Below are 24024 nucleotides of genomic sequence, written 5' to 3'. Positions count from 1 at the left end.
TTAAGCCAGTAAAATCAACCCTATTCTTTTTTTGTTGTATTGGGATGATATGTTTTTTCGCCGTTTGCTTTGCACTGCTCTCTTTGTGTTCTCAATTTCTTTCAGCCTGCAAGCAAAAACCTACACCGTCCCGATGCTTTCTGAAGCTAACAGCTTGCTACTTAGTCAGCCTGAGCGAGCACTTTCTATCACCCAAAAATACCTTAGCCAACGTCGCTTAAGTAAACCTCAAGACCCAGCTAGAGTGCATATCAATGAAGAAAGTGATCATACTATCCGAACACCATTAAATACGGTGAATGCACTCCAAATTCAAGCTAAAGCGCTCTCGATTTTACAACGTTCAGAACAAGCTATTGGTGTTATCAAAAAAGCTGAAAAAATCGCAACTGAACATCACCTTATTTATCCTTTATATGAAAGCCAGTTATTGCTAGCTACATTCTATTGGGAAAACCTTCGCAATAGCACTACTGCATTAAAAATGCTCGATAATATTGATACTGAAAGTCGTAAAGCTCCCTCACTCAAGCTAACGAAGCAACTTCAAGTCCTTAAATATCGTTCATTAATGTTACGTGCCAACATTGAATCAAGTATTGGTGCTGATGAAAAAGCAGAAAAACTGTATATCAAAGCCAAAGGTTATTTAGTGGCATTAGATGATCAAGACGAGCTCATTAATTACCAATTGAAACTGGGGCAACATTATTTAAAGCATCACCACTATGATATGGCACTCGATCGTCTACTTAGTGGTTATTGGCTAGCGGTAGAAACGGATGATCAAGGACAAATAGCCCAAGCTAACTATTATTTAGCTGAATTATTTGATGAACGAAAAGTATTTGATAAAGCACTCGATCATGCCACCCAAGCGGGGGAGTTTTTCGAGCGCTATAAGCGCAGTCAGCAACTAGCTAAGACATTAACATTAATTGCTTCTATTTATGAACAACAAGGGCGTTATAACTTAGCGCTGGTTCACTATTTCAACGCGCTAGATCAAGAAAACCAACTTGACCACGATGTTCGCTCTGCACGGTTACGTCTAAATATTGCTCGCGTGTATTTGCATTTATACAACTACACCAAAGCAGAAGCTTATATCGTACAGGCACGTAACTTAGCGCTACAAACCGGTAATGAAAACATTGTAGCTGAAAGCCAAATATTACAAGGTCAATTAGAGCTTGCTGAAAACAAACTCGATGATGCGGTAACCTCTCTTCAAGCAGGTTTAATTTCAGCCAGTCGTATTGGCGCGGTCAAATTACAACTCCTGGGTGAATCCATTCTTTCTGAGGCCTTTGAAAAACAAAATGATTACTACAACGCGTTATTAAGTCAGCGCCGCTATGAACAGTTATATGCTGGCCAACAAGAAAGTATTGCAAGAAGTAATGTTGAAGTATTTAAACAACAACAAAAAATGATGGAACGCTCGCTTAAGCTTGAAGAGATGGAGCGTGAACAATTTGAAAGTGAAAAAGCCTTATATAAACAGCAAAAAATTACCATGGTTTTAATTGGGGTTTTAGCCTTTATGCTTCTGCTATTACTTCGCCGCCAACATCTGAATAAACAACTTAAACAACAACTAGCGCAACTGCGAACGGATTATTATACCCATCCCCGTAGTGGTCTACGTAATTTACGGATGCTCAATGCACGTTTAGCAAATTCACTTCAGCAAAGTAGTGCTAACTTTGAGCAGTGGCACTTAGGTGAAATCATCAATGAACCGCTAAGTGACCGATTACGCTTTGCGTTATTTGAAGTCTCTTGTTTAAAGCGAATTTACTTAGAGCAAGGCTATAAGCAAGGCTTAGATGCCGAAAAGGCCTTTGGTTTGTATTTACAAGAACAAGTGTTAGAACCGGCGAGGATCTATCACTTCTCCGATGCCATGTTCTTATATATAGAGCCGAACGCACGGTTAAGTTGCGATCCTAAACAATTAGCGGATTCATTACAGCAACTTGTTGATAACTATGCGCTTAAAAACAATCTCAATAATGATATTCAAATCGGTATGGCAGAGTACCCATTCTTGCCCCGCGCTTATACGGCGATTAATGATCAAGAGCTTATTGATATCTTATTGATGGCAGTCAATGCGGGAGTGAAAATGAATGACAGCGAACCGGGTAGCCATTGGGTACATTTATGCGCTATCGATGCCGCACCGGCAGCCAGCTTTGTCTGTGGTGACATTCGTCGATCTTGCATTGAAGGCATTGATAAAGGGCTAGTGAAAGTACGAAGCTCATCCAAATCCGATATTATCTGGAATAATGATCACAGTACTGACATAAATGTAAGTTAAGTTACTCAAGCTTTTTTTTTTAATGTCGAAAATAGTTGAGATACGTGTAAATTTAAGGGATTGAGGTAATAAACGCTCAATGAAGAAGATAGATATTAATGCTAATGATGAATACGTAATCCTGTGACAGATATTAATTCGGTTGTTTCTGAAGTGAGTAACTTGAAGCAACGCTTAGATCAAGCTCAACTTTCTTATCGTGATGCCTCTTTAAAGTCACGCCGTGAAATCGTGATCTTAAAACGCCTCATCACACGATTAGTTATCGCTTGTAAAGGAATAAATTCTGAACTCGATGAGCGTTTAGAAAGTATTCGTCACGAGTTAGAACAACCGACAGATATCAGTAAACTTATCCCTCGCTTAGCTGTTATTGAACGTTTAGTTAATCAACAAGCGGATATTGTTCATAAACAGAATCTACGTTTAAATCAAAAAATTCATCAAGCGGGAGAAACGCTTTCTCGCCACCGTGATTTACCTGTTCAGTTACGACGTGATCTACGCGCCGTACTGAACCATGACTCAGGTGTTTTACTCGACAACCATCGCCGTATTTTACGTTTGTTAGAACTTTATGAGCGAACGATAAAACTAGGTTCTGCGACCAAAGTTACCCATCCAGCAGACGTTGTAGAAAAGTCGACACATCATCTAGAGCTAGTTGCCGAGTTACAACATCTTATTACTGAAATAGATTTTAACGGTGAGCATGGTAATCAGCTGATTGAGATCAAATCTCAACTTTACAACGAGCTTGATACTCAACAACTGACAAAAATTCAGTTCCAAGTATTGCGTTTGATATTAGATGCCACGTTGTATGAACGCCAAGCTTCACAAAGCTTTCTTAATAATATTAATAGTGACTTAGCCGAACTGCACAAAGATACCCATCAAACTGCAGACAAATCGCACATATTACATCAACACAGAAGCGAGTTGGATAACGAATTATCACAGGTTACCCAACAACTAAAAATAAGCTTATCTGATAACGCCAACCTTGAAGATAAACGTCCAACGCTTCATGCTGCTGCAAACGAGATAGACAGCATTGTTGAAAGAAATATCGCACTTCAAGAACGAGAGCGAGCACTGATTGAGCAACAGCAACATAACGAAAAACAAATTCAACAGTTGATCCAACAAACCCATAATTATCGTCAACGTCTGCATGATCAAGAACAAAGCATGCTACGAGACTCATTAACTCTAGCCTATAACCGTAATGCATTTATGGATCGTATTGAGCATGAATATCACAACTGGAAACGTTATGAATATGCACTACCTGTTGCGCTTATTGATGTTGATAGTTTCGGTGAGATCAACAATAAATTTGGTCACCTTGCTGGTGATAAAGCATTAAAAATTATCGCTAAAAAAATTCAACAATGTTTATCTGACACGGATTATTTAGCACGTTTTAGCAGCGATGAATTTATGCTTATCATGCCAGATTGTGATGAACAAACTCGCAATAAAAAGCTTGCTAATATTCGAGAGGCTATCAGCCAACTCCCCTTCCGATTTAAAGACCAAAACCTGTCTATTTCGGTCTCTATCGGCGCGACCTTATTTGAAGGTAATGATGACCATCATGTTGTTATCGAGCGAACCGTAAAAGCATTAGCAAGCGCAAAAAGTGCTGGCACTAATCGCTTAATTTGGATCTCTTAAAACGCTAAGCAAACACTTTTGCTTAAATACCTTTCTTAAAACGTAATATGATAGTGAAAACAGACGTCTGATTTTTTTTATTAACATCTAGTCAAATGCATATTCACTGTGTATGGTAATAAAAACAAACACTATTTTAGTGCTTCCTCCAAACACCTTCTATCGTAGATACCTGATGGGGGAATAACCTCAAAATCATCAACATACTCTGCTTGATTTTCGCATATAGCAAGAACCAAACTGAGCTTTCATTGTTTCCAGGGAGGTTACTATGATCACACATATCAGTCCTGTTGGGGCTATGTCCCTGCTTTCCCAAATAGAAGTTGATAGCTTAAAAGCAACCGCTTCCAGTGACTTATACCGCCTATATCGTAACTGTTCACTGGCAGTACTGAATTCCGGTAGCCATACCGATAACTCAAAAGAGCTATTAGAAAAAAACAAAGATTTTGATATCAACCTAAAACGTCGCGAACGTGGTATCAAGTTAGAGTTGGTCAACCCACCTGAGCATGCGTTTGTCGATGGTAAGATCATTACGGGTATTCAAGAGCATATGTTCTCAGTATTGCGCGATATTATTTATGTCGATATGCATGTTGCTCGTCGTAACGATATAGATCTTAGTAGTGCGCCACACATCACTGATTTTGTCTTTAGCTTATTGCGTAATGCTCGTACCCTTCATGCTGGTGAAGATCCCAATATTGTTGTTTGTTGGGGCGGTCACTCTATCAACCCTACTGAATACCAATACACCCGTGAAGTGGGTAATGAACTTGGTCTTCGTGAGCTCAATGTCTGTACCGGTTGTGGGCCTGGCGCAATGGAAGGGCCAATGAAAGGCGCTGCTATCGGTCATGCGAAGCAACGTTATGGCAGCAGTCGTTTTATAGGGTTAACGGAACCCTCAATTATTGCCGCAGAGCCACCAAACCCAATCGTTAATGAATTAGTCATTCTGCCTGATATTGAGAAGCGCCTAGAAGCTTTTGTTCGCGTTGGACACGGTATTATTATTTTCCCGGGCGGCGCTGGTACTGCGGAGGAATTGCTCTATATTCTAGGGGTGCTGATGCAGCCTGAAAATGCCGAACAACCGATGCCGGTAGTATTAACAGGGCCTAAAGAAAGTGAAGATTACTTCCGTACGCTTGATGATTTTATTCAGAATACTTTAGGCGAAGAAGCAACCAAGCATTATCAGATCATCATTGACGATCCTGAACAAGTCGCAAAAGTTATGAAAACCGCCATGACCAAAGTTAAAGAACATCGTCGAGAAATCGGAGATGCTTACTGCTTTAATTGGTCACTCAAGATCCCTGCAGAATTTCAGATGCCTTTTGCCCCCACTCATGAAGCAATGGCAAATTTGGATCTGCATATGGATCAACCCGTTGATAAACTGGCAGCCAACCTTCGCCGTGCTTTCTCTGGCATTGTCGCAGGTAACGTCAAAGAAGAAGGTATTCATGAAATTGAACGCCATGGCCGCTTCAAAATTGATGGTGATAAATATTTAATGGATCGGATGGATAAGCTGTTACAAGATTTCGTTAAACAGCAACGAATGAAGTTACCCGGCAGCAAATATGAACCCTGTTATGAAATTATAACAGCCAATAAAGCAACAAAATAATCACAACATCGATGATTATAATTGCGTACAATAAGGAGCTTTAGTGCTCCTTTTTATTTACAAAGAATTTGTTTATGGCTATCCACCTTGTTGTTATTGATGCTCTTAATCTCATTCGTCGTGTTCATGCGGCTCGTCCCGGTGAACCTGATGTAAAAGCGACAGCTGAGACTTGTTGTCGAGCACTGAAAAAAATCATCAAGATCAGCCAACCAACCCATATTGTGGCAGTATTCGATCATCATGGTGATGATCGTGGCTGGCGAGCTGAACTTCTTCCTCACTACAAAGAAGGAAGAAAACCCATGCCTGATGAACTCATGACAGGAATGGATATTATTCAAGATGCCTTTATGGAGATAGGCATTGATTCACTGCTCTCTGATGGTGATGAAGCCGATGATCTCGTCGCCACCCTTGCGCTAAAAGTCGCCTCTCGTGGTGAGCAAGTCACCATCATTTCAACGGATAAAGGTTACTGCCAGTTATTACAACCGACGCTGCGCATTCGTGATTACTTCCAAGAACGCTGGCTCGATAGTGCTTTTATTGAAAAGGAATATGGCGTAGCGCCAGATAAGCTAACGGATTATTGGGGACTTGCTGGGATAAGTTCGAGTAAGATCCCTGGTGTTGCAGGTATCGGTCCTAAAGCCGCTGTAGAGTTACTCAACCTATACCCAACGCTAGAAACTATTTTGGCAGCAAATGATCTGCCTGCTAAATGGAAAAAGAAAATTGATGGTCACCACGATGTGGCACTTGCAAGTAAAGCGGTATCAAGTTTAAAAACTGATTTAGAGTTAGGTTTTAACCTACAAGATATTCGTTATATCATGCCACAATAAATAAAACATACTAAATATCATAAGCTATCATATTAATAATATGTGATAGCTTATGATTAAAGAATTATTATTCTTTACCCAGCTTTTCTCTAAGAGAGATAATTTTATCATTGATACTTTTGCTAGGTTTAATCTTATTATATGATTTTAATATTTCGTAATTTTTCTTTAAAAGAAAATTTGATATTAATGTACTTGAAAATTCAAGTAACCCTTTAATATTTTTTTTATTTATATAGCTGGGTAGATTAATATACTCAGCATTACTTTTATTTAAAATAGTTAGATATAAAAAGTCGGTTCTAAAAGTAATCTTATTTATATCTCTACCTGCTCTAATAGATATTAAAGGGTAAGTCACAGGTATATTGTGAATTCCTTTCCTTACCCAGTTTGCAATTATTATACTCAGTATTGCTTGTTCAGGTGTAGAGTGGTGAAATTGCGAATCTAACTCACCATACTGTTTACCGTTTATCCACTCTTCGTTACTACACGCGTCAAGCCACTCTTGTAACAACTGTATGGAGGCTTCCGATTTTCTTATTACAATAAACGCAGCCTGCAGTGCAGGGTATTCATATGAAAAAAAGTTATCCTCTCCGAGTTCTCTAATAATATTTGTTTTAGTTAATTCTCGGTTTTTTATTAAAGAATCATGATGAGGAATAAAAAAATCAAACCCACATAATGTTAAACATTGCTCCGCAATATTTTTAATATCATTATAATTAGATAGCTTTCTATATTTAAGAATATTAGAATCACGGTAAATTAAGATATCACCTTCATTCATCCTTTCCATTTCAAGCAATAAAATAAGTGGACGCCAAGCACAAAAACCAATTTTAGATATTCCAGGGTTTTGAGAGACTAAACCAGAACTATCATATTCTCTTACATAACCTTCAAATCCAAGATCTCTTAACTTTTTAGGCGTGTAGTAACTAATATTATCAACATGATCTTTCGCGGCATCTAGCACTAACTGCTTATTTTCACATAAGTCTAAAGCATTATCATTGGGAGCACCCTCTGAATAAAAAAAGACTAAATTTGTTTTATGTGAGGTTTCTTTGGTCATAAATATCCCCAATAAAAGATAAGCCAAGCAAAATTGGCTTATCTTTTGAATCTATTTTAGTGTGGAGAGCGTGTATCTAGACGCTGAATGTGAACCGTAATCTCTTCGCGATCATGGTATAAATGCTTAGCCTGTAGCTTGAACTTCACACCATTTTGAATAAGAAATACTTTCAGGTTTTCAATATCTTGAAGCACTTCATCATAACGACCTTTCATAGGTAGTTTTAAGTTAAAGATCGCTTCTTTTGCCCACGCTTTAATTAACCACTCACCCATTAAGTGAGCCACACGCGCTGGCTTTTCAATCATGTCACAAACAATCCACGTAACATTTTTACGTGCTGGCTCAAATTTAAAACCATCAACGGCATGGTATTTAACTTGACCTGTATCCATCAAGCTTTGTGCCATTGCGCCATTATCAATCGCGTGAACGAACATCGAGCGTTTCACCAATTGATATGTCCAACCACCAGGACAAGCACCTAAATCAACCCCCCACATACCTGGCGCTAAACGCTCATCCCACTCGTGGCGAGGAATAAATACGTGAAATGCTTCTTCTAATTTCAACGTTGAGCGACTTGGCGCATCTGCTGGGAATTTTAAGCGGGGAATGCCCATAAAGAACTGTGAGTTATTCGATGTATATGAATAACCTACAAAACAACAACCCGGTGCGACGAAACACACATGTAGCACAGGCTTTTTGTTGTTATCTTTCGCGTATAAAATCTCACGCTTACGCATTGCTTGACGAAGTGGCACCGTAAACTTACGACAGAATTTTAATAACTCTTTCGCTTCATTGGTATCAGGTGTTTCAACACGGAGATCACCACAACGTGGGAAGTCATCACCAATCACTTCTAAGATCGGAGAAATACGATCATCAGCCGGTAAATCCGTTAACATCTGTGATGCCGCAAACATTTGACGTGCGAAGATTAACTGTGAAAATGGTTGTAGCTGAATAAATTTATCCGCATCACCTGCTTGATAAAATTCAAATAACACATAACCTGAATTGTTTTTTACCCGAGGGAAACCAAACAATTCCAGCGTATTTGCTTTGTCTTGAACTTCACCTGCACATTCTTTTTCAAAGCCAGGACGACAATACAATAAAACATGATTCACGTTGGAACCCTCAAGCTGAACGCCAGGCTGCTACTGCAAGCATTACCCAGCCAATAATAAAACATACTCCGCCCATCGGTGTGATGGGACCAAACCACTTAATGCCTGTTAATGCCAATGCATATAAACTGCCACTAAAACAGATTATACCAAGGGTGAAAAACAGAGCGGCGTATGATACAGCTTTTGAAGACAAAAAGCGTGTCAATATTCCACAACCCAATAACGCGAATGTATGCCACGCTTGATATTGTACGCCAGTCTTAAATACATCGAGTAAATAAGGCGATAAATGCTGCTTTAAGCCGTGTGCAGCAAATGCCCCTAACCCCACCGTTAATGCACCACTCATTGCCGCGACAAAGAGCATCCAACGCGTTCGGTTTTGTAATGGTTCAGTCACCACAGCACTCCTTAATAAACCGCGCTAATCGCTCAATGGCAGTTGCTATATTGTTAGCTTCCGTAAAACCAGAGGCTTTTCGCGGTTTAAAACTATGATCACCGTCAGGAAGAAACGCAACCTCGACATTGGGAGAAAACGCCCATTGTGCTATTTCTGCTTTAGTACCAAACGTGTCTCGCTCACCTTGTAGGATCAATGTGGGTACCGTAATCGACGCCAAATGATCACCACGAAAATTTTCAGGTTTCCCCGGCGGATGAAAAGGAAAACCTAAACACACTACGCCTTTCACCTTCGCTGCGCAGTTTTCTACATCCGGGCTTTGAGCGGCAACCTCTGTTGCCATAATACTCGCCATTCTACCGCCCATTGATTTACCGCCAATGACTAACGAACTGCCTGCAAAGGTTTCGATATGACGTTGAAAATCAATCAAGAGTTTTGGTTGGCGATCAGGCGGTCGCTTTTTACCATCTTCAGCACGTTTAACCATATATGGAAAATTAAACCGTACTACCCGAATATCTTGCAGTGCTAAACCTTCAGCGACTGCCATCATAAAAGCATGATCCATTCCCGCCCCTGCACCATGAGCAAACAAAAATGTTGCTTCAGCGGTACCTGATTTAGGTTCGTTAATTATGTATTCACTGGCTAAGTTCGACATCAGGCATATCCTCTTGTTCACGACGTGCTTTGGCTAACACCCAATCTCTAAATATTTGAATTCGCCCAGTATCAGCTTGGCGCTCTTGGCAAACAAAATAGAACGCGTTTTTACTCACTAACACTTCATCAAATGGACACACCAAGCGCCCAGCTTCTAATTCTGGTTGCGCTAATACATTATTTCCCAGCGCAATTCCCTGGCCATGAGCCGCAGCTTGTAGCACCATGGTTGAGTGACTAAAAATAGGCCCTTGGTTAACGTTAACCCCTTGCACGTCATAATGACGAACATAATTCTTCCACTCTTTTCGAGAAGTATCGTGTAACAAGGTGTGTAGTTTTAAATCATCTAATGTGCGCAGCGGTTTCGCCCCTGTCAGCAGCATTGGCGAACAAACAGGCATCATGAACTCTTGATATAATTTATCGGCACGCAGGCCAGACCAATTACCTCGACCATAGTAAATCGCCACATCGACATCGTCGGTGAGCGACCCTTCATCTAAATCGACCGCCTTAATACGCACGTCAATATCAGGGTGTTGTTCATTAAAATCGGTTAAACGTGGTACCAACCATTGGATGGCAAAACTAGGAGGTAAACTAATGGTTAATGCACCTTTAGCCCCACGTTCCAAGACCTTATCAGTCGCATCAGATATCGCTGAAAAGATATCTTTTATATCGAGAAAGTAGCCCTGTCCTTCCTCTGTTAGCAATAGAGAACGATTACGACGGCGGAATAACTTTAAGCCTAGAAATTCTTCTAACGCTTTAATTTGATGACTAACTGCGGCTTGAGTAACAAATAATTCTTCAGCAGCACGAGTAAAACTCAAGTGTCTTGCTGCCGCCTCAAACACCTTTAATGAGTTGAGCGGAGGTAAACGTCTAGACATACTTTTCTCGACCATTTAATGCATTAGTTTTTTTAATCCTGAACATTATAAATTGTCCATTGTTCAACTACTAGAGAAACCCTATTATCTCTACGCAATATTGATTTAATCCTCTGTTCTTTGCCCTCTGGCTAACCAGCTTAATCAATATTGCGTGTTGTGTTTGCATATTATCCGAATCCTTTCGGACGGATGGAATAACCATCCTTTATTTCCTGTATTTTTGACTATAAAGTCAAAGCTATTTTTAGCACTGCGCCCCAACGCAGTGCTATTTTTTTATCAATATAAAGCCATCAATACTTGCTCTCTGACTTATTTATTAGCATGATCCTTCGTTCAATCTTAGCTATGTGAACAACCATGACCTCTCAATTTGATATCTCAACTATTTTGGCTCAATTCCCTGCCTTGCAACACACAGATGGTGAATTACCGCCAGTGTACCTAGACAGCGCAGCAACCGCACAAAAGCCAGCCGTGGTTATTGATACAATCACTGAGTACTATCGTGGTTATAATGCCAATGTGCATCGTGGCAGTCATAGCCTCACAGCAAATGCGACGCTGCGCTTTGAACAAGCAAGAGAAACCGTACAACACTTCATTGGCGCAGCGCACAGCAAAGAAATTATTTGGACACGTGGCGCAACAGAAGCATTAAATTTAATTGCTCAAACTTATGCCCGCGCAAATCTAACGGCAGGAGATGAAATTCTAGTCAGTGAATTAGAGCATCACGCCAATATCGTGCCATGGCAAATGATAGCGGCAGAAACCGGTGCACGCGTCATTAAAATCCCGATGCGCGATGACTGTACTTTAGATCTAGATGCGTTTTATTCGCTCCTATCGGATAAAACAAAAATCGTCGCAGTCGCCCACATTACCAATGTTACGGGTACCCGTAACCCAATTGAAGAAATCATTCACGCAGCTCACCAGCACAGCGCCATTGCTGTAATTGATGGCGCACAAGGTATTGCTCATGAAGATATCGATGTCACTGCACTTGATGCTGACTTCTATGTGTTCTCAGGCCATAAAATTTATGCCCCAGCTGGTATTGGCGTTCTTTATGGCAAGCAAGCGCTACTTGAAGCAATGCCACCTTGGCACGGCGGCGGTAAAATGGTGAAAAAAGTCTCTTTTGAAGGTACAACTTTCGCTGCACTACCGGGTAAATTTGAAGCTGGCACCCCAAATGTAGCGGGATGTTTAGCGTTAGCCGCAGCAATTAATTGGCTCAAGAAACTAGATAGACAAGGCGCTGAAGTACATATTGAAAACTTGCGCCACAAAGCCATCGAAGGCATTAAAAATATTGATGGCTTACGTATTATAGGATTACAACCGAAGGCAAGTTTATTCTCTTTTGTCGTTGATGGGGTGCACCATCAAGATATTGCGACCCTATTAGATCAACAAAATATCGCGCTGCGTGCTGGTCACCACTGTGCACATCCCATGCTTGATGCACTAGGCTTAACAGGAACATTACGCGTATCATTAGCGCTTTATAACACCGAGCAAGATGTAGAGCGCTTTATCACTGCACTACATAAAGCTTGTGATTTACTTTAATGCGGTTATCTGGATTGAATACTATGACTGAACTTACACTTCCCCATCACCCTTTCGGCACCGACATTTCAGATACAGACATTGTGGCTCAAATGCAAAACGCTTCAGGCTGGGAAGATCGCTACCGTACTGTCATTCAGCTAGGTAAGAAACTGCCGGTAATGGCAGAAGAAGACAAAGATGAGCAGTTAAAAGTCAGTGGTTGTGAATCGCAAGTTTGGCTTCGCCACCAGCAAGTTGGCGATCACTTTTATTTTCAAGCTGATTCTGACGCGCGTATTGTTCGCGGCTTAATAACACTCGTACTTGCCGCTTATCACGGTAAAACGCGTACAGAGATCAGTGAATTTGATATTGATGGCTACTTTGATTCACTCGGTTTAATTGCCCATTTGAGTCCGTCTCGTGGCAATGGGTTAAAAGCGATTGTTGAGCAAATAAAACAACTCGCACGCTAAACAAGATTTATCAGTCCTAGAAATAGCACAGCAACAAAAAAGGCAGATCATATGATCTGCCTTTTTCATGTCACTGCCTATCGATTACTGTTTATGTTTTTCGATAAGCTTACGTAATATTTGTGATACCGCGACAAAACCAAACGTTGCAGTCACAACGGTTGCCGCGCCAAAACCACTCGCGCAATCCATACGCTTGGGCCCTTCTGCTGTCGCTTTTACTGCACACACAGAGCCGTCGGCTTGTGGGTACTTCAGTTGCTCTGTTGAAAATACGCAATCAATACCAAACTTACGTTTTGGGTTTTTAGGGAAGTTATGATGACGACGCAAGGTATCACGTAACTTCTTCGCCAATGGATCTTGGATTGTCTTTGTCAAATCAGCGATCTGAATTTGTGTTGGGTCCATTTGACCGCCAGCACCACCTGTGGTGATCACCTTAATTTTATTACTCTTACAGTATGACAGCAGTGCCGCTTTTGGCTTCATGCTATCTATTGCATCGAGCACGTAATCAAAATCTTTTGACAAGTATTCAGCTTGATTTTCAGGTGTGATGAAATCGTCAATCAAATTGACCTTACATTCAGGATTGATTAGGTGAATACGCTCAGCCATCACTTCAATTTTGCTTTTACCTACCGTCCCTGTCATGGCATGAATTTGACGATTAATATTCGTCACACACACATCATCCATATCAATCAGGGTAAGCTCACCAATACCTGAACGCGCTAACGCTTCTGCCGCCCATGAACCTACACCACCAATACCAATCACACACACGTGTGCAGCACGAAGAATGTCTACTTCGCTATTGCCGTATAAACGACGTGTGCCGCCAAAACGTTGGTTATAACTGTCGGATGCTGGGGTATCAAGTTCGCGCATAGTATTTCTTCACTGATCTGATGGATAAAGAAAGAGTGCGTTTTTATACGCACTCTTAATAGGATTGTCCAGTTGTTAGCATCACTCAAACTTGTTGGAAATGCTTTCTAACAGTACCAAACTATGGCTTAAGCCAAGGGTCTTGTGTTGCAGTTCCTTCTAAGCCTAAACGCCATACACGACCAAAGTGCTTGTAGTGACCCGCATCAGTGCCTGCTTGCTTACCCATACCATGGTAAAGATCGAGGTGGTTTTTCTTCACAGCACCACCCGTGTCTAACGCAAGTAACAGGCGTAAAACGTGTTTACCCGTCCAGTTACCTTGAGCATCAAGCTCGGGTACTTCTGCAAGCAACGCAGAGCCCATAGGAATATATTTTCGATCTGCCGCTACAGCAGCATTAGCAAGCAACGGAATCCCCGCGCTACCCTTAACATCTAACGTTTTCGTTGGTTTAAAGAAAACAAATGATGGATTTTGCTCTAATAGTTCACGCACTTCAGCATCACTATGGGTAGATACCCACTCTTGAATGGCTTTCAGTGACATTTTTTCTTTCGGCACTTCACCACGATCAATCAATACTCGACCAATACTCACATAACGGTGACCATTTTTACCGTTATAACCAAAGTATTCTAATTGATCATTGTCTTCATAATGCACAAAGCCACTGCCTTGAACTTCCATCATGAAAATATCTAGCATGGATTTGCTGTAACCTAACTCCAAGCCCTTGCCTTTTAACGCACCATTGTAAATTTCAGCGCGAGATGGACAACGACCATTACACTTAGGCATTGCATATACAGGGTAACGGAACTCTGCATTTGGTGTATGACGAAGTTCAATAACAGGTGAATAATAACCAGTAAACATTACGTTACCTTTATTATCACCACCGCCCATTTGCGCCGCTTCAATACCGTAACTAGCCAGTTTACTTGGATCACCACCCGCACTGATCCACTTTTCTAGTTGCTTGTATAACGGGCCATATTTGCGTGCCATTGAGGGAGAACGTGTGACTACCATTTCAGCTTGGGGAGCAAAGGTTGTGTAATCGCGCTGCTTATCTGACTTAATGGTTGAAACACGATTTAATACATGTGGAAAATAGTTACCAAGATATTGGTGAGCTAATGGATTTTTTTGAATAGCGGTTTGTTCATTGGTTGATTGTGCATCATTATTCGATGCGCAACCAACTAAACCAAACATAATAATAGCGATTGCTGCTTTACGTAACACGATAGATAAGCCTATAAAATTTTAAAATGCGAGATACAGCTAATATGGTAGATATATGTGAATGAAGGCAATAGTAGCAAATCAATAACAATATAACGCAATAATCTTAAGTCATATTTATATCTAAATGTCATTGCAGTGCTTACATTTTCATTCAACGAATATAGATATTTATATTATTAATGATTCATCCAGTGTCATATTATTGTCACATACAAGCGATTTAATAAAATCGTCACAAAAAATAAACAACTCACAAACTAATAATAAAAATAACGCACTCATAAGGATATAAAGAGATGCAATCACCACTTAAAGTTGGCAAAGATACCTTGTTAGATCCCAATGCTATTGAATACCAGTGGATCAGAAATTTAACTAGCGAAGGAGTCCCTCAACACCAAATTAACCACGTGATCCAGCATTGTCTTGGCGGTACGCCACAGATAGCTGATCTCTTGAGACAAATAGCACTCAAACAAAGTTCCATCCATGAGCTACTAAAACTGATCTAATTAAGTAGTAATGGTGTGCGTACAAATGTAGAAATGTAATGTGCAGGCTGCTGACGAATAAAGTTATTATCATGATAAAGATAAGAGTAATGCTGTTCACCTAATTGATAGCTCAATGTTTGACCATCCCAGCAATACTGTGTCGTCACTAGCCTTCCATCACGATAAATACCCAGCGGGCGGATCTCAAAACTTTCTGCCACATATTGCGCGACATCATGCTCTTTCCAATAGCCATATATGGCTTCAGATGAAGGGGACTTTAGCCAAGAAGATAATGCTGCTTTAGATACAAACAGGCCAGTGAGTGCTAAACCAGCGACTAATAGCAAGATCAAAATAATTGTTTGTGAATGTTTTGTCATCAGATAATAAGTACTGACTTTAGATGATTGTACTTTATCCAATTATCACCTCCACAAAAACTACTAATACAATTTAAACTAACAGATTGTTCGCAATGTTAATTAAAGATCACCGCCATAACATCTTGTAAATACTATCACTTAAATACTGTACAAATTGACAAATTAATTTACTTTATCCATATAAATTTTTTGTACATGGATGTCAGATAGTGAAAAGACGTAGTACACCGCTGGTTAAAGGATTCAGACAATCAGCTCCCTACCTAAATGCGCATGTTGGAAAAACCATGGTGATCATGGTAGGTGGAGAGGCATTTGCCGATCCCAATTTCGATAATATCGTCAATGATATCGCACTACTTAATAGCCTAGGCATTCAAATCGTTATTGTCTACGGTGCTCGCCCACAAATCAGTACATTACTGGCAGAGCAAGATTGTCATTCTCCTTATCATAAAGGGATCCGTATTACCGATGAACGAGCATTAGAAATTGCCAAGCAAGCAGCGGGACAACTTCAGTTAGATATCACCGCTCGCTTTTCAATGGGGATCCATAATACTCCAATGGCTGGCGCGCAGATTAATATCATTAGTGGTAATTTTATTATCGCCCAACCTCTCGGGGTCGATGACGGTGTAGATTATTGTCATAGTGGAAAAATTCGTCGTATTGATACCGATGCGATTAAACGTCAGTTAGAGCAAGGTTCCATTGTACTACTCGGCCCAATCGCGAGTTCAGTAACCGGAGAATGCTTTAACCTCACCTCTGAAGAAGTCGCAACCCAAGTGGCTATCCGCTTAAAAGCCGACAAACTTATTGGTTTCTGCTCAGAGCAAGGAGTCGTGGGCGATAACAATGAAATTATCTCTGAATTACTGCCAAACGAAGCCGATCATATCCATCAAAAACTTGTCGCACAGCGAGCGCAGGACTGTGGTACTGGGCGTTTCTTACGTGGTGCTATTAGTGCTTGTCGAGCTGGCGTTCCTCGCAGCCACCTGATCAGCTACAAAGAAGATGGGGCATTAATTCAAGAGCTTTTTTCTCTTGATGGTATCGGTACCCAAATTGTAATGGCGAGCGCAGAAAAAGTGCGACGCGCCAACATTAACGACATTGGTGGTATTCTAGATCTGATCCAACCATTAGAGCAAGACGGAATTTTAGTTCGACGCTCCCGAGAACAACTCGAGCAAGAAATTACTCAATTTACGATTGTAGAGCGTGACAATTTAATTATCGGCTGTGCTGCGCTTTATCCCTTTCCTGAAGAGAAAATGGCTGAAATGGCTTGTGTCGCGATTCATTCTGACTTTAGGGATGATAATCGCGGTGTATTACTGCTTAATGAGTTATGCCTACAAGCGCGCCAACAAAACCTCGAACACTTATTTGTATTAACCACTCGAAGCTTACACTGGTTCCGCGAACAGGGCTTTTCTGAATGTGATGTAGATAGGCTGCCAATGGCAAAAAAAGCACTTTATAATTACCAAAGAAGATCAAAAATCCTCATCACAAGAATAAAATAATTGACACAAAATTAACAAAATGGTGACTTAAGAGCGTAAAATTGTCTGTGTAGAGTTATTTTACTAAAAACATGCTCAACTAAGATAACGCTACAAACATTATAAAAACACAAATTACTTCAGGTTAAATCAACTTATGATGAGTTTAATATTTCTATTACTTTTGATTGCAATGGTCAGCGCTTTCATTGGTAAAAAAAATGTAGGATATGCATTCTTTGCCGCATCCGTAATTATTGGTTTGTATTGGTTTCATCACCATGCCACTGATTCACTATCGATTTTATTATAGGGGGGAATGATTAATGAATAATAAACATGTAACCCTTCTTAATAGCTTGGGTCTATTAGGTATTACCTTTGTATTATTAATGGGCTCAGTATTACAAGTCGCTTGGAATGAATTACCTTGTCCACTGTGTTTATTGCAGCGTCTTGGTTTTGTTATGGTAATGTTCGGCTTTATGCTTAATGTCGTTTATGGCACTCAGCAACGCCATTATGGTGTGATCTTAGTCGGTGCATTATTTGGTGCAGCGACAGCGCTTCGCCAAGTATCACTACACGTTATCCCTGGCACACCAGGTTTTGGTAGCCCGATCCTTGGTATGCACTACTACACATGGGCATTTGTGATCTTTGCTATGGCTATCGCCGGTGTCGCACTACTTCTCCTACTTTGGAATAAAGAATGGACAAGCGAAAATTATCAAATGAACAAATTTGGTAAGTTTGTTTGTATTCTAGCGATTGTGGCCGTTCTAATTAATGTTATTTCTACATTCCTTGAATGTGGCCCTTACCAATGTCCAGATAACCCTGTTAGTTACTGGTTGTTAGACATGTTTAAGTAATACCTTAAATAACGAACAATAAAAAACGCCAGCACAAATGCTGGCGTTTTTATTGATAGATACAGGTTTACACTAACAATTCAGATAAGCCACTTGCCCGCTCAGTTCTTACTTGCACACTACGACGAATAACGTCTGGTTGAGCGTAAAGATACAATCTCGCTTTTGCACGTGTAATACCGGTATAAATCAACTCTCGAGTTAAGATCGGTGTAAAGTCATTCGGCAACACCATTACGGTATCAGCAAATTCAGATCCTTGTGATTTATGGATAGTCATCGCATACACCACTTCATGCTCTGGAATACGACTAGGCAAGAATCCACGGATCGTACCATCAGGCATCTCAAAATAGACCTTCAAACGACGCACACCATCGACGGCGTCCGTTTCTGGCTCTAACATAGTGATACCAATATCACCGTTATATAAACCAACGGCATGATCATTTCGGGTGATCATAATTGGGCGACCTTGATACCACGTATCGTCCCCTGGGTTAATTTTACCGCGGTGAGTTAACTCTTTTTCTATCCGGTAGTTTAACCCTACAACACCAAAATCACCTTCGCGCAATGCACATAACAAGCGCACATTCGCAAACGCATCTAGCACCAATTTAGGCTCACGTTGTTCGGCAATCGCATCTAAATAATCAAAGTAGAAGGTCGTCACTTGATTAATCATCGACTGATAACTGTCAGAAGATAAGGCGTAATGATGAATATCTTTAAAGCCTTGCTGCCAGACTTTTTCCACCAACGCAGGACGACCGCTGTTAATTGCTTTCGCTAACTGACCAATACCAGATTGAGCGTGGAAACGGTAACTCTTTTGTAGCATGCATAAACAATCGGCCACCAAACTTAAGTCGAGTGAGGTGCTATGAAGATCATAGCCCGTCAACTGGCTAAGCACTTGCCCTTGCGTTCCACTATAACCTTGATTAGCAAATGAGCAGATATCACCGAGCACAGCCCCCGCTTCAACCGATGCCAACTGATCTCTATCCCCTAATAAAATCAGTTTCGCGCCAGCAGGCATCGCATCGAGCAATCGTGCCATCATTGGTAAATCAACCATTGAGGCTTCATCAACCACTAACACATCAAGGTGTAAGGGATTATCTTTATGATGACGAAATTCAACGCGTCCCGGAATTGCCCCCAATAAACGGTGGATCGTACTCGATTGAGTCGGAATACGCTCTTTCACTGATGCCGCTACGGGCAATGATTTCACCGCAGAACTAATCGATTCTGTTAAACGTGCCGCCGCCTTACCTGTCGGTGCCACCAGCATAATATTAGGTACATGCTCATCACCGGCTTGCATTACTAATGCCGCAAGTAATTTAGCGACGGTGGTTGTTTTACCCGTACCTGGGCCGCCAGAAATCACTGCAAACTGACGTGTCAATGCCACTGCAGCTGCCACTTTCTGCCAATTTAAGCAGGCATCAAGTGGTATCACCCCATCTAATTGAGAAAGATCTTTTTGCGATGTCGCATTGACTAAAATATGCTCGACTTTCGCCCAATCAACTTGCTCTGGTTTCACCACATCAAGCATGTCACACACTAATCTCTGGCGTGCATCAGCTGTTGTCGCGGTTGATAAGGCTTCATACAAGTAACCGTAAGTCACAGGAAATAAATCATCTAATGCCTGATGCATAACGTTGAGCTCAGTCGTACTAAATCGTACATCCTCTGAGCCTGCATTGTTTGCCATCATGAGGATTTTATTGGCAACGGTTTGTTCAAATTGCCAATAACGACTGAGGTACAAACGACCATGTTCAATAACTAAGGGGGTCGCTTGCACCTTGCCTGTTTGCACACTTGATACCACAGCAAAATGGCTTAATAGCTCTCCCCATTGTGAAGGCTCAGGCACGCCTTCTAACAACTCAATTGCAACACGTGATGGCAAACTAAATAAACGCTGAAGCGAAAGTGTATCTAGCACTACGCAAACATGTCCCTTACCTAATTCATTACTGGCAAGAGCTGCCACAAGTGCGGCTAAATCAGCTTGATCTGCGGGGCTATGATGCGCGACAAATTTTGCGAACTGATAATCAAGCTGACGCAACACACCTTGTTTGGTTAACGCTTGAAGTCGTTTAAGCATGAGGTAATGCTCCATCAATTAATAAATCCAGTTCTTCTAACAATGCTTGCGATGGTTTCGCATGGAAAATTCCACTGTCACTACCAGCTTGAATACCACGTAGGAACAAGTAATACACACCACCGAAATGGGTCTCATAGTCGTAGTTTGGAATACGGCTACGCAAGAAACGTTGCAGCGCTAAGGCGTAAATTTGATACTGCAAGTCATAGCGGTGATCGCGCATCGCTTCAACCAACTGCTCACCACGATACACCTGTGGATCATCACCAAGATAATTCGATTTCCAGTCTAATACGTAATATTTACCCTGATGTTCAAACACCAAGTCAATAAAACCTTTAAGCATACCGCTGACCGTACTAAAGCCAAGCTCACCAGCTTTCGCGGAAATAGAATCATGCTTAGCAATGACTTTATTGAGTAGCGGTGATTGCAACATTTCAATCGGGAGTAAAAACTCCATTTCCGTTAAACGTTGTTGTGGTGTTTTTTCTGCCAATCGCAATTGTTCGCCATCTAATGGACAGTGCAAAACATCGTTAATTAATTGCTGCAATACAGGTAGCCACGCTAACTCGTAATGTTCAAGTTGCAATAGCTCCGTCAGTTTAGCGACAGTTTCTGGGCTATCGACAGGACGAGTAAACTCAATTTCTTCAAACACCGTATGTAAAAATGTCCCCGGACGCGCACCGCGAGGGAAAGTGTAAATAGAGTATTCAGGCTCTAACTCCACCTCCGTTTCACTGTTTTCTGGCGTTTCTTTCTGTACAGAATCGATATCAAATCCAGGAAGATCTAAACTGCTATCATGATGCGCTTGATGACCTTGTTTCACCAAGTTGGAGTAACTGGTCATCCACCAATTACGTTCAATCTGACGCTCAAATTCACGACGATTCAACGCCTCAGTTTGCTCATTTTGTCCTGCCCACTTATCGACAGGTAATACTGGAGGTTCAGCAATAGTGATCGTCGGTTGCGCTTCAGATAACTTAGCCAGTGCTAATTCTAGTGCTGCAACACCGCACTCTTCTCCATTTTGAATTAAATACCCCATCGCTGATTTGTGTAATCCAGTCGGCTCTTTGCTACTGCGACCATTACGTACAGGTGCCATACCAACAAAACAGCCATAAACTGCACGAGTTAACGCTACATAAATTAAACGTAAATCTTCTGCGAGGCGTTCTTTATCAGCTTTAGAAATAGAATCAGCATGCTTGGTAATATCTAAAATCGTCACGTTATCGTCTTCATCGTGATACTTCACTTCGCCTTTACTATCGACTTCACGATAGCTACAAACAAACGGCATAAAGACTAAATCGTATTCCAATCCTTTTGATTTGTGGATGGTAACAATCTGCACCAAATTACGTTCGGACTCTAAACGCAAAATTTGTTCATCAGAATTACCGTTTGGCTCAGCTACATTTTCAGCCAACCAACGTAATAGCGCATAATCACTGTCTAAGGTTTGACTCGCTTCTTGCAGTAATTCACCAATATGAAGTAAGTCAGTTAAACGACGTTCACCGCCTTCTTCCACTAATAAACGCTCAGCAATATTGTTTTTCGCCATCACGCTTCGTAGCATAGGCATCACGCCACGCTTGAGCCATTGTTGACGGTATTGCTTAAAGCTATTTACTGCAATTTCCCACTCATTCTCATCATTATTAAGCGTATCGAGCTCTATTGCGGTTAAAGAAAACAACCCTGACGCCAACGCAGCACGCAATGCGCGATCGTCATCAGGTGTTAGTACCGCTTGTAATAATCGCTGTACATCAGCCGCTTCAGCAGTGGAAAAAACGCTATCACGATTAGATAAATACACACTGGCAATCCCTTGTTTTGCCAGTGCTTCACGCACCAACTTACCTTCTCGTCCTGTACGTACTAACACCGCTATATCACCCGCTTGCACTGGGTGTTGAGTTTCTTTATCTAAAAAGTAGCCTTGCCCTTGTTGTGACTGCTCTAAAATATGCTGAATGTGTGCGGCTGTCGCCGTTGCCATCGTCGACTCATAATCGCCCTTGGTAATAGGCTTACCATCGAGGCTATCTTGCAACCAGAACGTGAGCGCGTGTTGTTGTTCGCCGTTTAGCCACCAGCTACGATCTGGTGCTTTCGGACTATGACCAACAGGGTCAAACGTAATATCTTGATCATAAATAAACGGGCTATTAGGGGTATCAAAGACACTATTTACCGACGCAATCATATCTGCCGTTGAACGCCAGTTGGTACCTAATGTGTAATGATCTTGAACCTGACGACGGGCTTGAATATAAGTAAAAATATCTGCCCCACGAAACGCATAAATCGCCTGCTTAGGATCACCGATCATAAACAATCCGCATTCAGGGTGATCGTGATACACCGAACTGAAGATACCGTACTGCAAGGGGTCGGTATCTTGGAATTCGTCGATCATCGCAACTGGATATTGGCTGCGGATCTTACTTGCCAGTAGATCATCTTGATCGTTGTCGATCGCAGCGCCTAACTGCGTTAAGAGATCATCAAACGATAACCACCCTTTATGGGCTTTTGCCTCCGCCAGTAAAATACGACAATGTTCAATCGCGTGCGCTAATAAGGGATCGCGTAATGTCGCTGGGTTATCAAGTAAATCTGCAACCGCAACAAATACCGCATGCTGTGGTGCTTCACCTTTCGGGGTTTTAGTGATCAGTTCCTGTTGGTGAAACTTCTCTAATTTATCCGGTAATTCATAATTCTCAGTCGATTGATTGGCCCATTCATTCACTTGAGCGAGCCACGTTGGTAGGCTCTTTTTGGTATAGCTACGTTTATTCACGTCTGAATTGGCAATTAACGCTTCTAAATCAGCGAAGTGCTGTTTCCATAATGCTTTAAATTCATTAATGCGTTCGATATTTTGCTGATGTAACTGCTCTAAACTTGCCGTCATAGCCGCTACAGAAAGTTTAACGGGAGCACCTGTTAAACTATTGCCAATATCTTTTAATAGCGCATGCGGCGATGACCATAAATCACGGATCTGACAAGCAAGCGCTCGTGGTAACTGATAGAAATGACTACGCCAGTAATCCGCAACCACCAAGTTCTTCAATTGGCTTTCATCGGTGACAAATTCATTGTTGAAACGACAGCCTGATTCAAACGCGTTTTGAGTCAACATTCGCTGACAAAAACCATGGATGGTATAAATAGCCGCTTCATCCATTTGACGTTCAGCTTGCAGTAAAATATTGGCTGCCGCTTTATGATCGGGATACTCTTGCAGTAACGGGGCTATAACGGGATCGCCACTCACACCACGACTAAACGCTAAACGCGCATCGTGAATACGGCCACGAATACGATCGCGAAGCTCTGCCGTTGCCGCTTCGGTAAAAGTCACCACCAGTATTTGATCAACCGTTAATTCAACAGCATGACGCGTTTCTGCATTACCATGACCGAGTAATAGACGCAGGTATAAACTGGCAATAGTAAATGTTTTGCCCGTACCGGCAGATGCTTCAATTAAACGTGTACCATGCAATGGAAAGGCCATTGGCTGCAAAATATTGGTTTGCGTTTGTACCGTCATGATTTTACTTGTCCCATATCGTAAAACTCGATCACTCCAATGATCCCTTGAAGCTCAAGGTGATCTTGCTCACATCACTACTGTGATCAAACACTTATAAGCGAATATTGAGCGATCAAATCTT

The 24024-nt window shown here is 41.4% G+C and carries 20 protein-coding genes; 10 read left to right on the top strand and 10 right to left on the bottom strand.

The features are described 5' to 3' along the window. The first annotated feature begins 49 nt into the window (after positions 1-49). The 4 genes from C9J41_RS16150 (at position 50) to xni (ending at position 6505) form a co-directional block, all read left to right on the top strand. Entirely contained in the window at positions 50-2329 is a 2280-nt protein-coding gene (locus C9J41_RS16150; RefSeq protein WP_107207733.1) for a tetratricopeptide repeat protein, read from the top strand. Between the two features lie 123 nt (positions 2330-2452). After that, positions 2453-4012: a GGDEF domain-containing protein gene (locus C9J41_RS16145; RefSeq protein ID WP_107294790.1), complete on the top strand. Its 1560-nt coding sequence runs from the start codon at positions 2453-2455 to the stop codon at positions 4010-4012. Positions 4013-4283: 271 nt separating this feature from the next. Next, positions 4284-5657 (top strand): nucleotide 5'-monophosphate nucleosidase PpnN, encoded by a 1374-nt coding sequence (ppnN, locus tag C9J41_RS16140; protein ID WP_107247513.1) that lies wholly within the window; start codon positions 4284-4286, stop codon positions 5655-5657. A gap of 74 nt (positions 5658-5731) precedes the next feature. Then, complete coding sequence (xni, locus tag C9J41_RS16135; RefSeq protein WP_107207736.1) at positions 5732-6505, top strand: flap endonuclease Xni; 774 nt, start codon at positions 5732-5734, stop codon at positions 6503-6505. A 67-nt stretch (positions 6506-6572) separates the two neighbouring features. Here xni and C9J41_RS16130 read toward each other — a convergent pair whose 3' ends face one another. From C9J41_RS16130 to C9J41_RS16110, 5 genes are read right to left on the bottom strand one after another with little or no spacing between them, the layout of a single operon-like run. Then, entirely contained in the window at positions 6573-7589 is a 1017-nt protein-coding gene (locus tag C9J41_RS16130; RefSeq protein WP_107294789.1) for a hypothetical protein, read from the bottom strand. Positions 7590-7645: 56 nt separating this feature from the next. After that, positions 7646-8731, bottom strand: a complete 1086-nt coding sequence (gene rlmM / locus C9J41_RS16125; protein ID WP_107207738.1) for a 23S rRNA (cytidine(2498)-2'-O)-methyltransferase RlmM — start codon at positions 8729-8731, stop codon at positions 7646-7648. Between the two features lie 10 nt (positions 8732-8741). Next, on the bottom strand, positions 8742-9101 hold the full coding sequence (locus C9J41_RS16120) for a DUF423 domain-containing protein (RefSeq protein WP_039872794.1): 360 nt from the start codon (positions 9099-9101) through the stop codon (positions 8742-8744). A gap of 25 nt (positions 9102-9126) precedes the next feature. Next, complete coding sequence (locus C9J41_RS16115) at positions 9127-9804, bottom strand: alpha/beta family hydrolase (RefSeq protein WP_107247510.1); 678 nt, start codon at positions 9802-9804, stop codon at positions 9127-9129. Next, entirely contained in the window at positions 9785-10705 is a 921-nt protein-coding gene (locus tag C9J41_RS16110) for a transcriptional regulator GcvA (RefSeq protein WP_005371607.1), read from the bottom strand. Before C9J41_RS16110 ends, C9J41_RS16115 begins: the two co-directional genes overlap by 20 nt. 363 nt (positions 10706-11068) lie before the next feature. Between C9J41_RS16110 and csdA the strand changes: the two genes are divergently transcribed. Together csdA and csdE are read left to right on the top strand one after the other, a co-directional pair. Beyond that, on the top strand, positions 11069-12289 hold the full coding sequence (csdA, locus tag C9J41_RS16105) for a cysteine desulfurase CsdA (protein WP_107261031.1): 1221 nt from the start codon (positions 11069-11071) through the stop codon (positions 12287-12289). 23 nt (positions 12290-12312) lie between these two features. Further along, positions 12313-12747 carry a cysteine desulfurase sulfur acceptor subunit CsdE gene (gene csdE / locus C9J41_RS16100; RefSeq protein WP_105060883.1) on the top strand — a complete coding sequence of 145 codons (435 nt, stop codon included), beginning with the start codon at positions 12313-12315 and terminating at the stop codon, positions 12745-12747. Between the two features lie 84 nt (positions 12748-12831). On the opposite strand, the gene tcdA is transcribed toward csdE, so the two are convergent. Both tcdA and mltA read right to left on the bottom strand, forming a co-directional pair. Then, a complete protein-coding gene (gene tcdA / locus C9J41_RS16095) occupies positions 12832-13641 on the bottom strand; it encodes a tRNA cyclic N6-threonylcarbamoyladenosine(37) synthase TcdA (protein ID WP_045084836.1) in 810 nt (269 codons plus the stop codon). 121 nt (positions 13642-13762) lie between these two features. Continuing rightward, the gene (gene mltA / locus C9J41_RS16090; protein WP_107207741.1) at positions 13763-14893 is read right to left on the bottom strand and encodes a murein transglycosylase A; all 1131 of its coding nucleotides are present in this window, start codon (positions 14891-14893) and stop codon (positions 13763-13765) included. Positions 14894-15192: 299 nt separating this feature from the next. Here mltA and C9J41_RS16085 point away from each other — a divergent pair, with 299 nt between their 5' ends. Continuing rightward, positions 15193-15408: a hypothetical protein gene (locus C9J41_RS16085; protein WP_005371580.1), complete on the top strand. Its 216-nt coding sequence runs from the start codon at positions 15193-15195 to the stop codon at positions 15406-15408. Here the strand turns inward: C9J41_RS16085 and C9J41_RS16080 are convergent. Next, complete coding sequence (locus C9J41_RS16080; protein WP_107207742.1) at positions 15405-15815, bottom strand: DUF2850 domain-containing protein; 411 nt, start codon at positions 15813-15815, stop codon at positions 15405-15407. The genes C9J41_RS16085 and C9J41_RS16080 overlap by 4 nt on opposite strands. A gap of 170 nt (positions 15816-15985) precedes the next feature. Here C9J41_RS16080 and argA point away from each other — a divergent pair, with 170 nt between their 5' ends. The 3 genes from argA to C9J41_RS16070 all read left to right on the top strand — a co-directional run bounded on the left by argA (position 15986) and on the right by C9J41_RS16070 (position 18168). Continuing rightward, positions 15986-17314 carry an amino-acid N-acetyltransferase gene (argA, locus tag C9J41_RS16075; protein ID WP_107207743.1) on the top strand — a complete coding sequence of 443 codons (1329 nt, stop codon included), beginning with the start codon at positions 15986-15988 and terminating at the stop codon, positions 17312-17314. Positions 17315-17450: 136 nt separating this feature from the next. After that, positions 17451-17606, top strand: coding sequence for a DUF5993 family protein (locus C9J41_RS22075; RefSeq protein ID WP_005371575.1), 156 nt, complete (start codon positions 17451-17453; stop codon positions 17604-17606). Positions 17607-17619: 13 nt separating this feature from the next. Then, positions 17620-18168, top strand: a complete 549-nt coding sequence (locus C9J41_RS16070) for a disulfide bond formation protein B (protein WP_005371573.1) — start codon at positions 17620-17622, stop codon at positions 18166-18168. A 67-nt stretch (positions 18169-18235) separates the two neighbouring features. Here C9J41_RS16070 and recD read toward each other — a convergent pair whose 3' ends face one another. Both recD and recB read right to left on the bottom strand, forming a co-directional pair. Beyond that, positions 18236-20305 carry an exodeoxyribonuclease V subunit alpha gene (recD, locus tag C9J41_RS16065; RefSeq protein WP_107287836.1) on the bottom strand — a complete coding sequence of 690 codons (2070 nt, stop codon included), beginning with the start codon at positions 20303-20305 and terminating at the stop codon, positions 18236-18238. Next, positions 20298-23900 (bottom strand): exodeoxyribonuclease V subunit beta, encoded by a 3603-nt coding sequence (gene recB / locus C9J41_RS16060; RefSeq protein ID WP_107294788.1) that lies wholly within the window; start codon positions 23898-23900, stop codon positions 20298-20300. The genes recD and recB overlap by 8 nt, the downstream gene beginning before the upstream one ends. Positions 23901-24024: the final 124 nt, after the last annotated feature.

Origin of the sequence: Photobacterium sp. GB-50, from assembly GCF_003026755.1 — a bacterium.
In the GTDB taxonomy this organism is placed as follows: domain Bacteria; phylum Pseudomonadota; class Gammaproteobacteria; order Enterobacterales; family Vibrionaceae; genus Photobacterium.
This window is presented reverse-complemented; position numbering and strand designations above follow the sequence as displayed.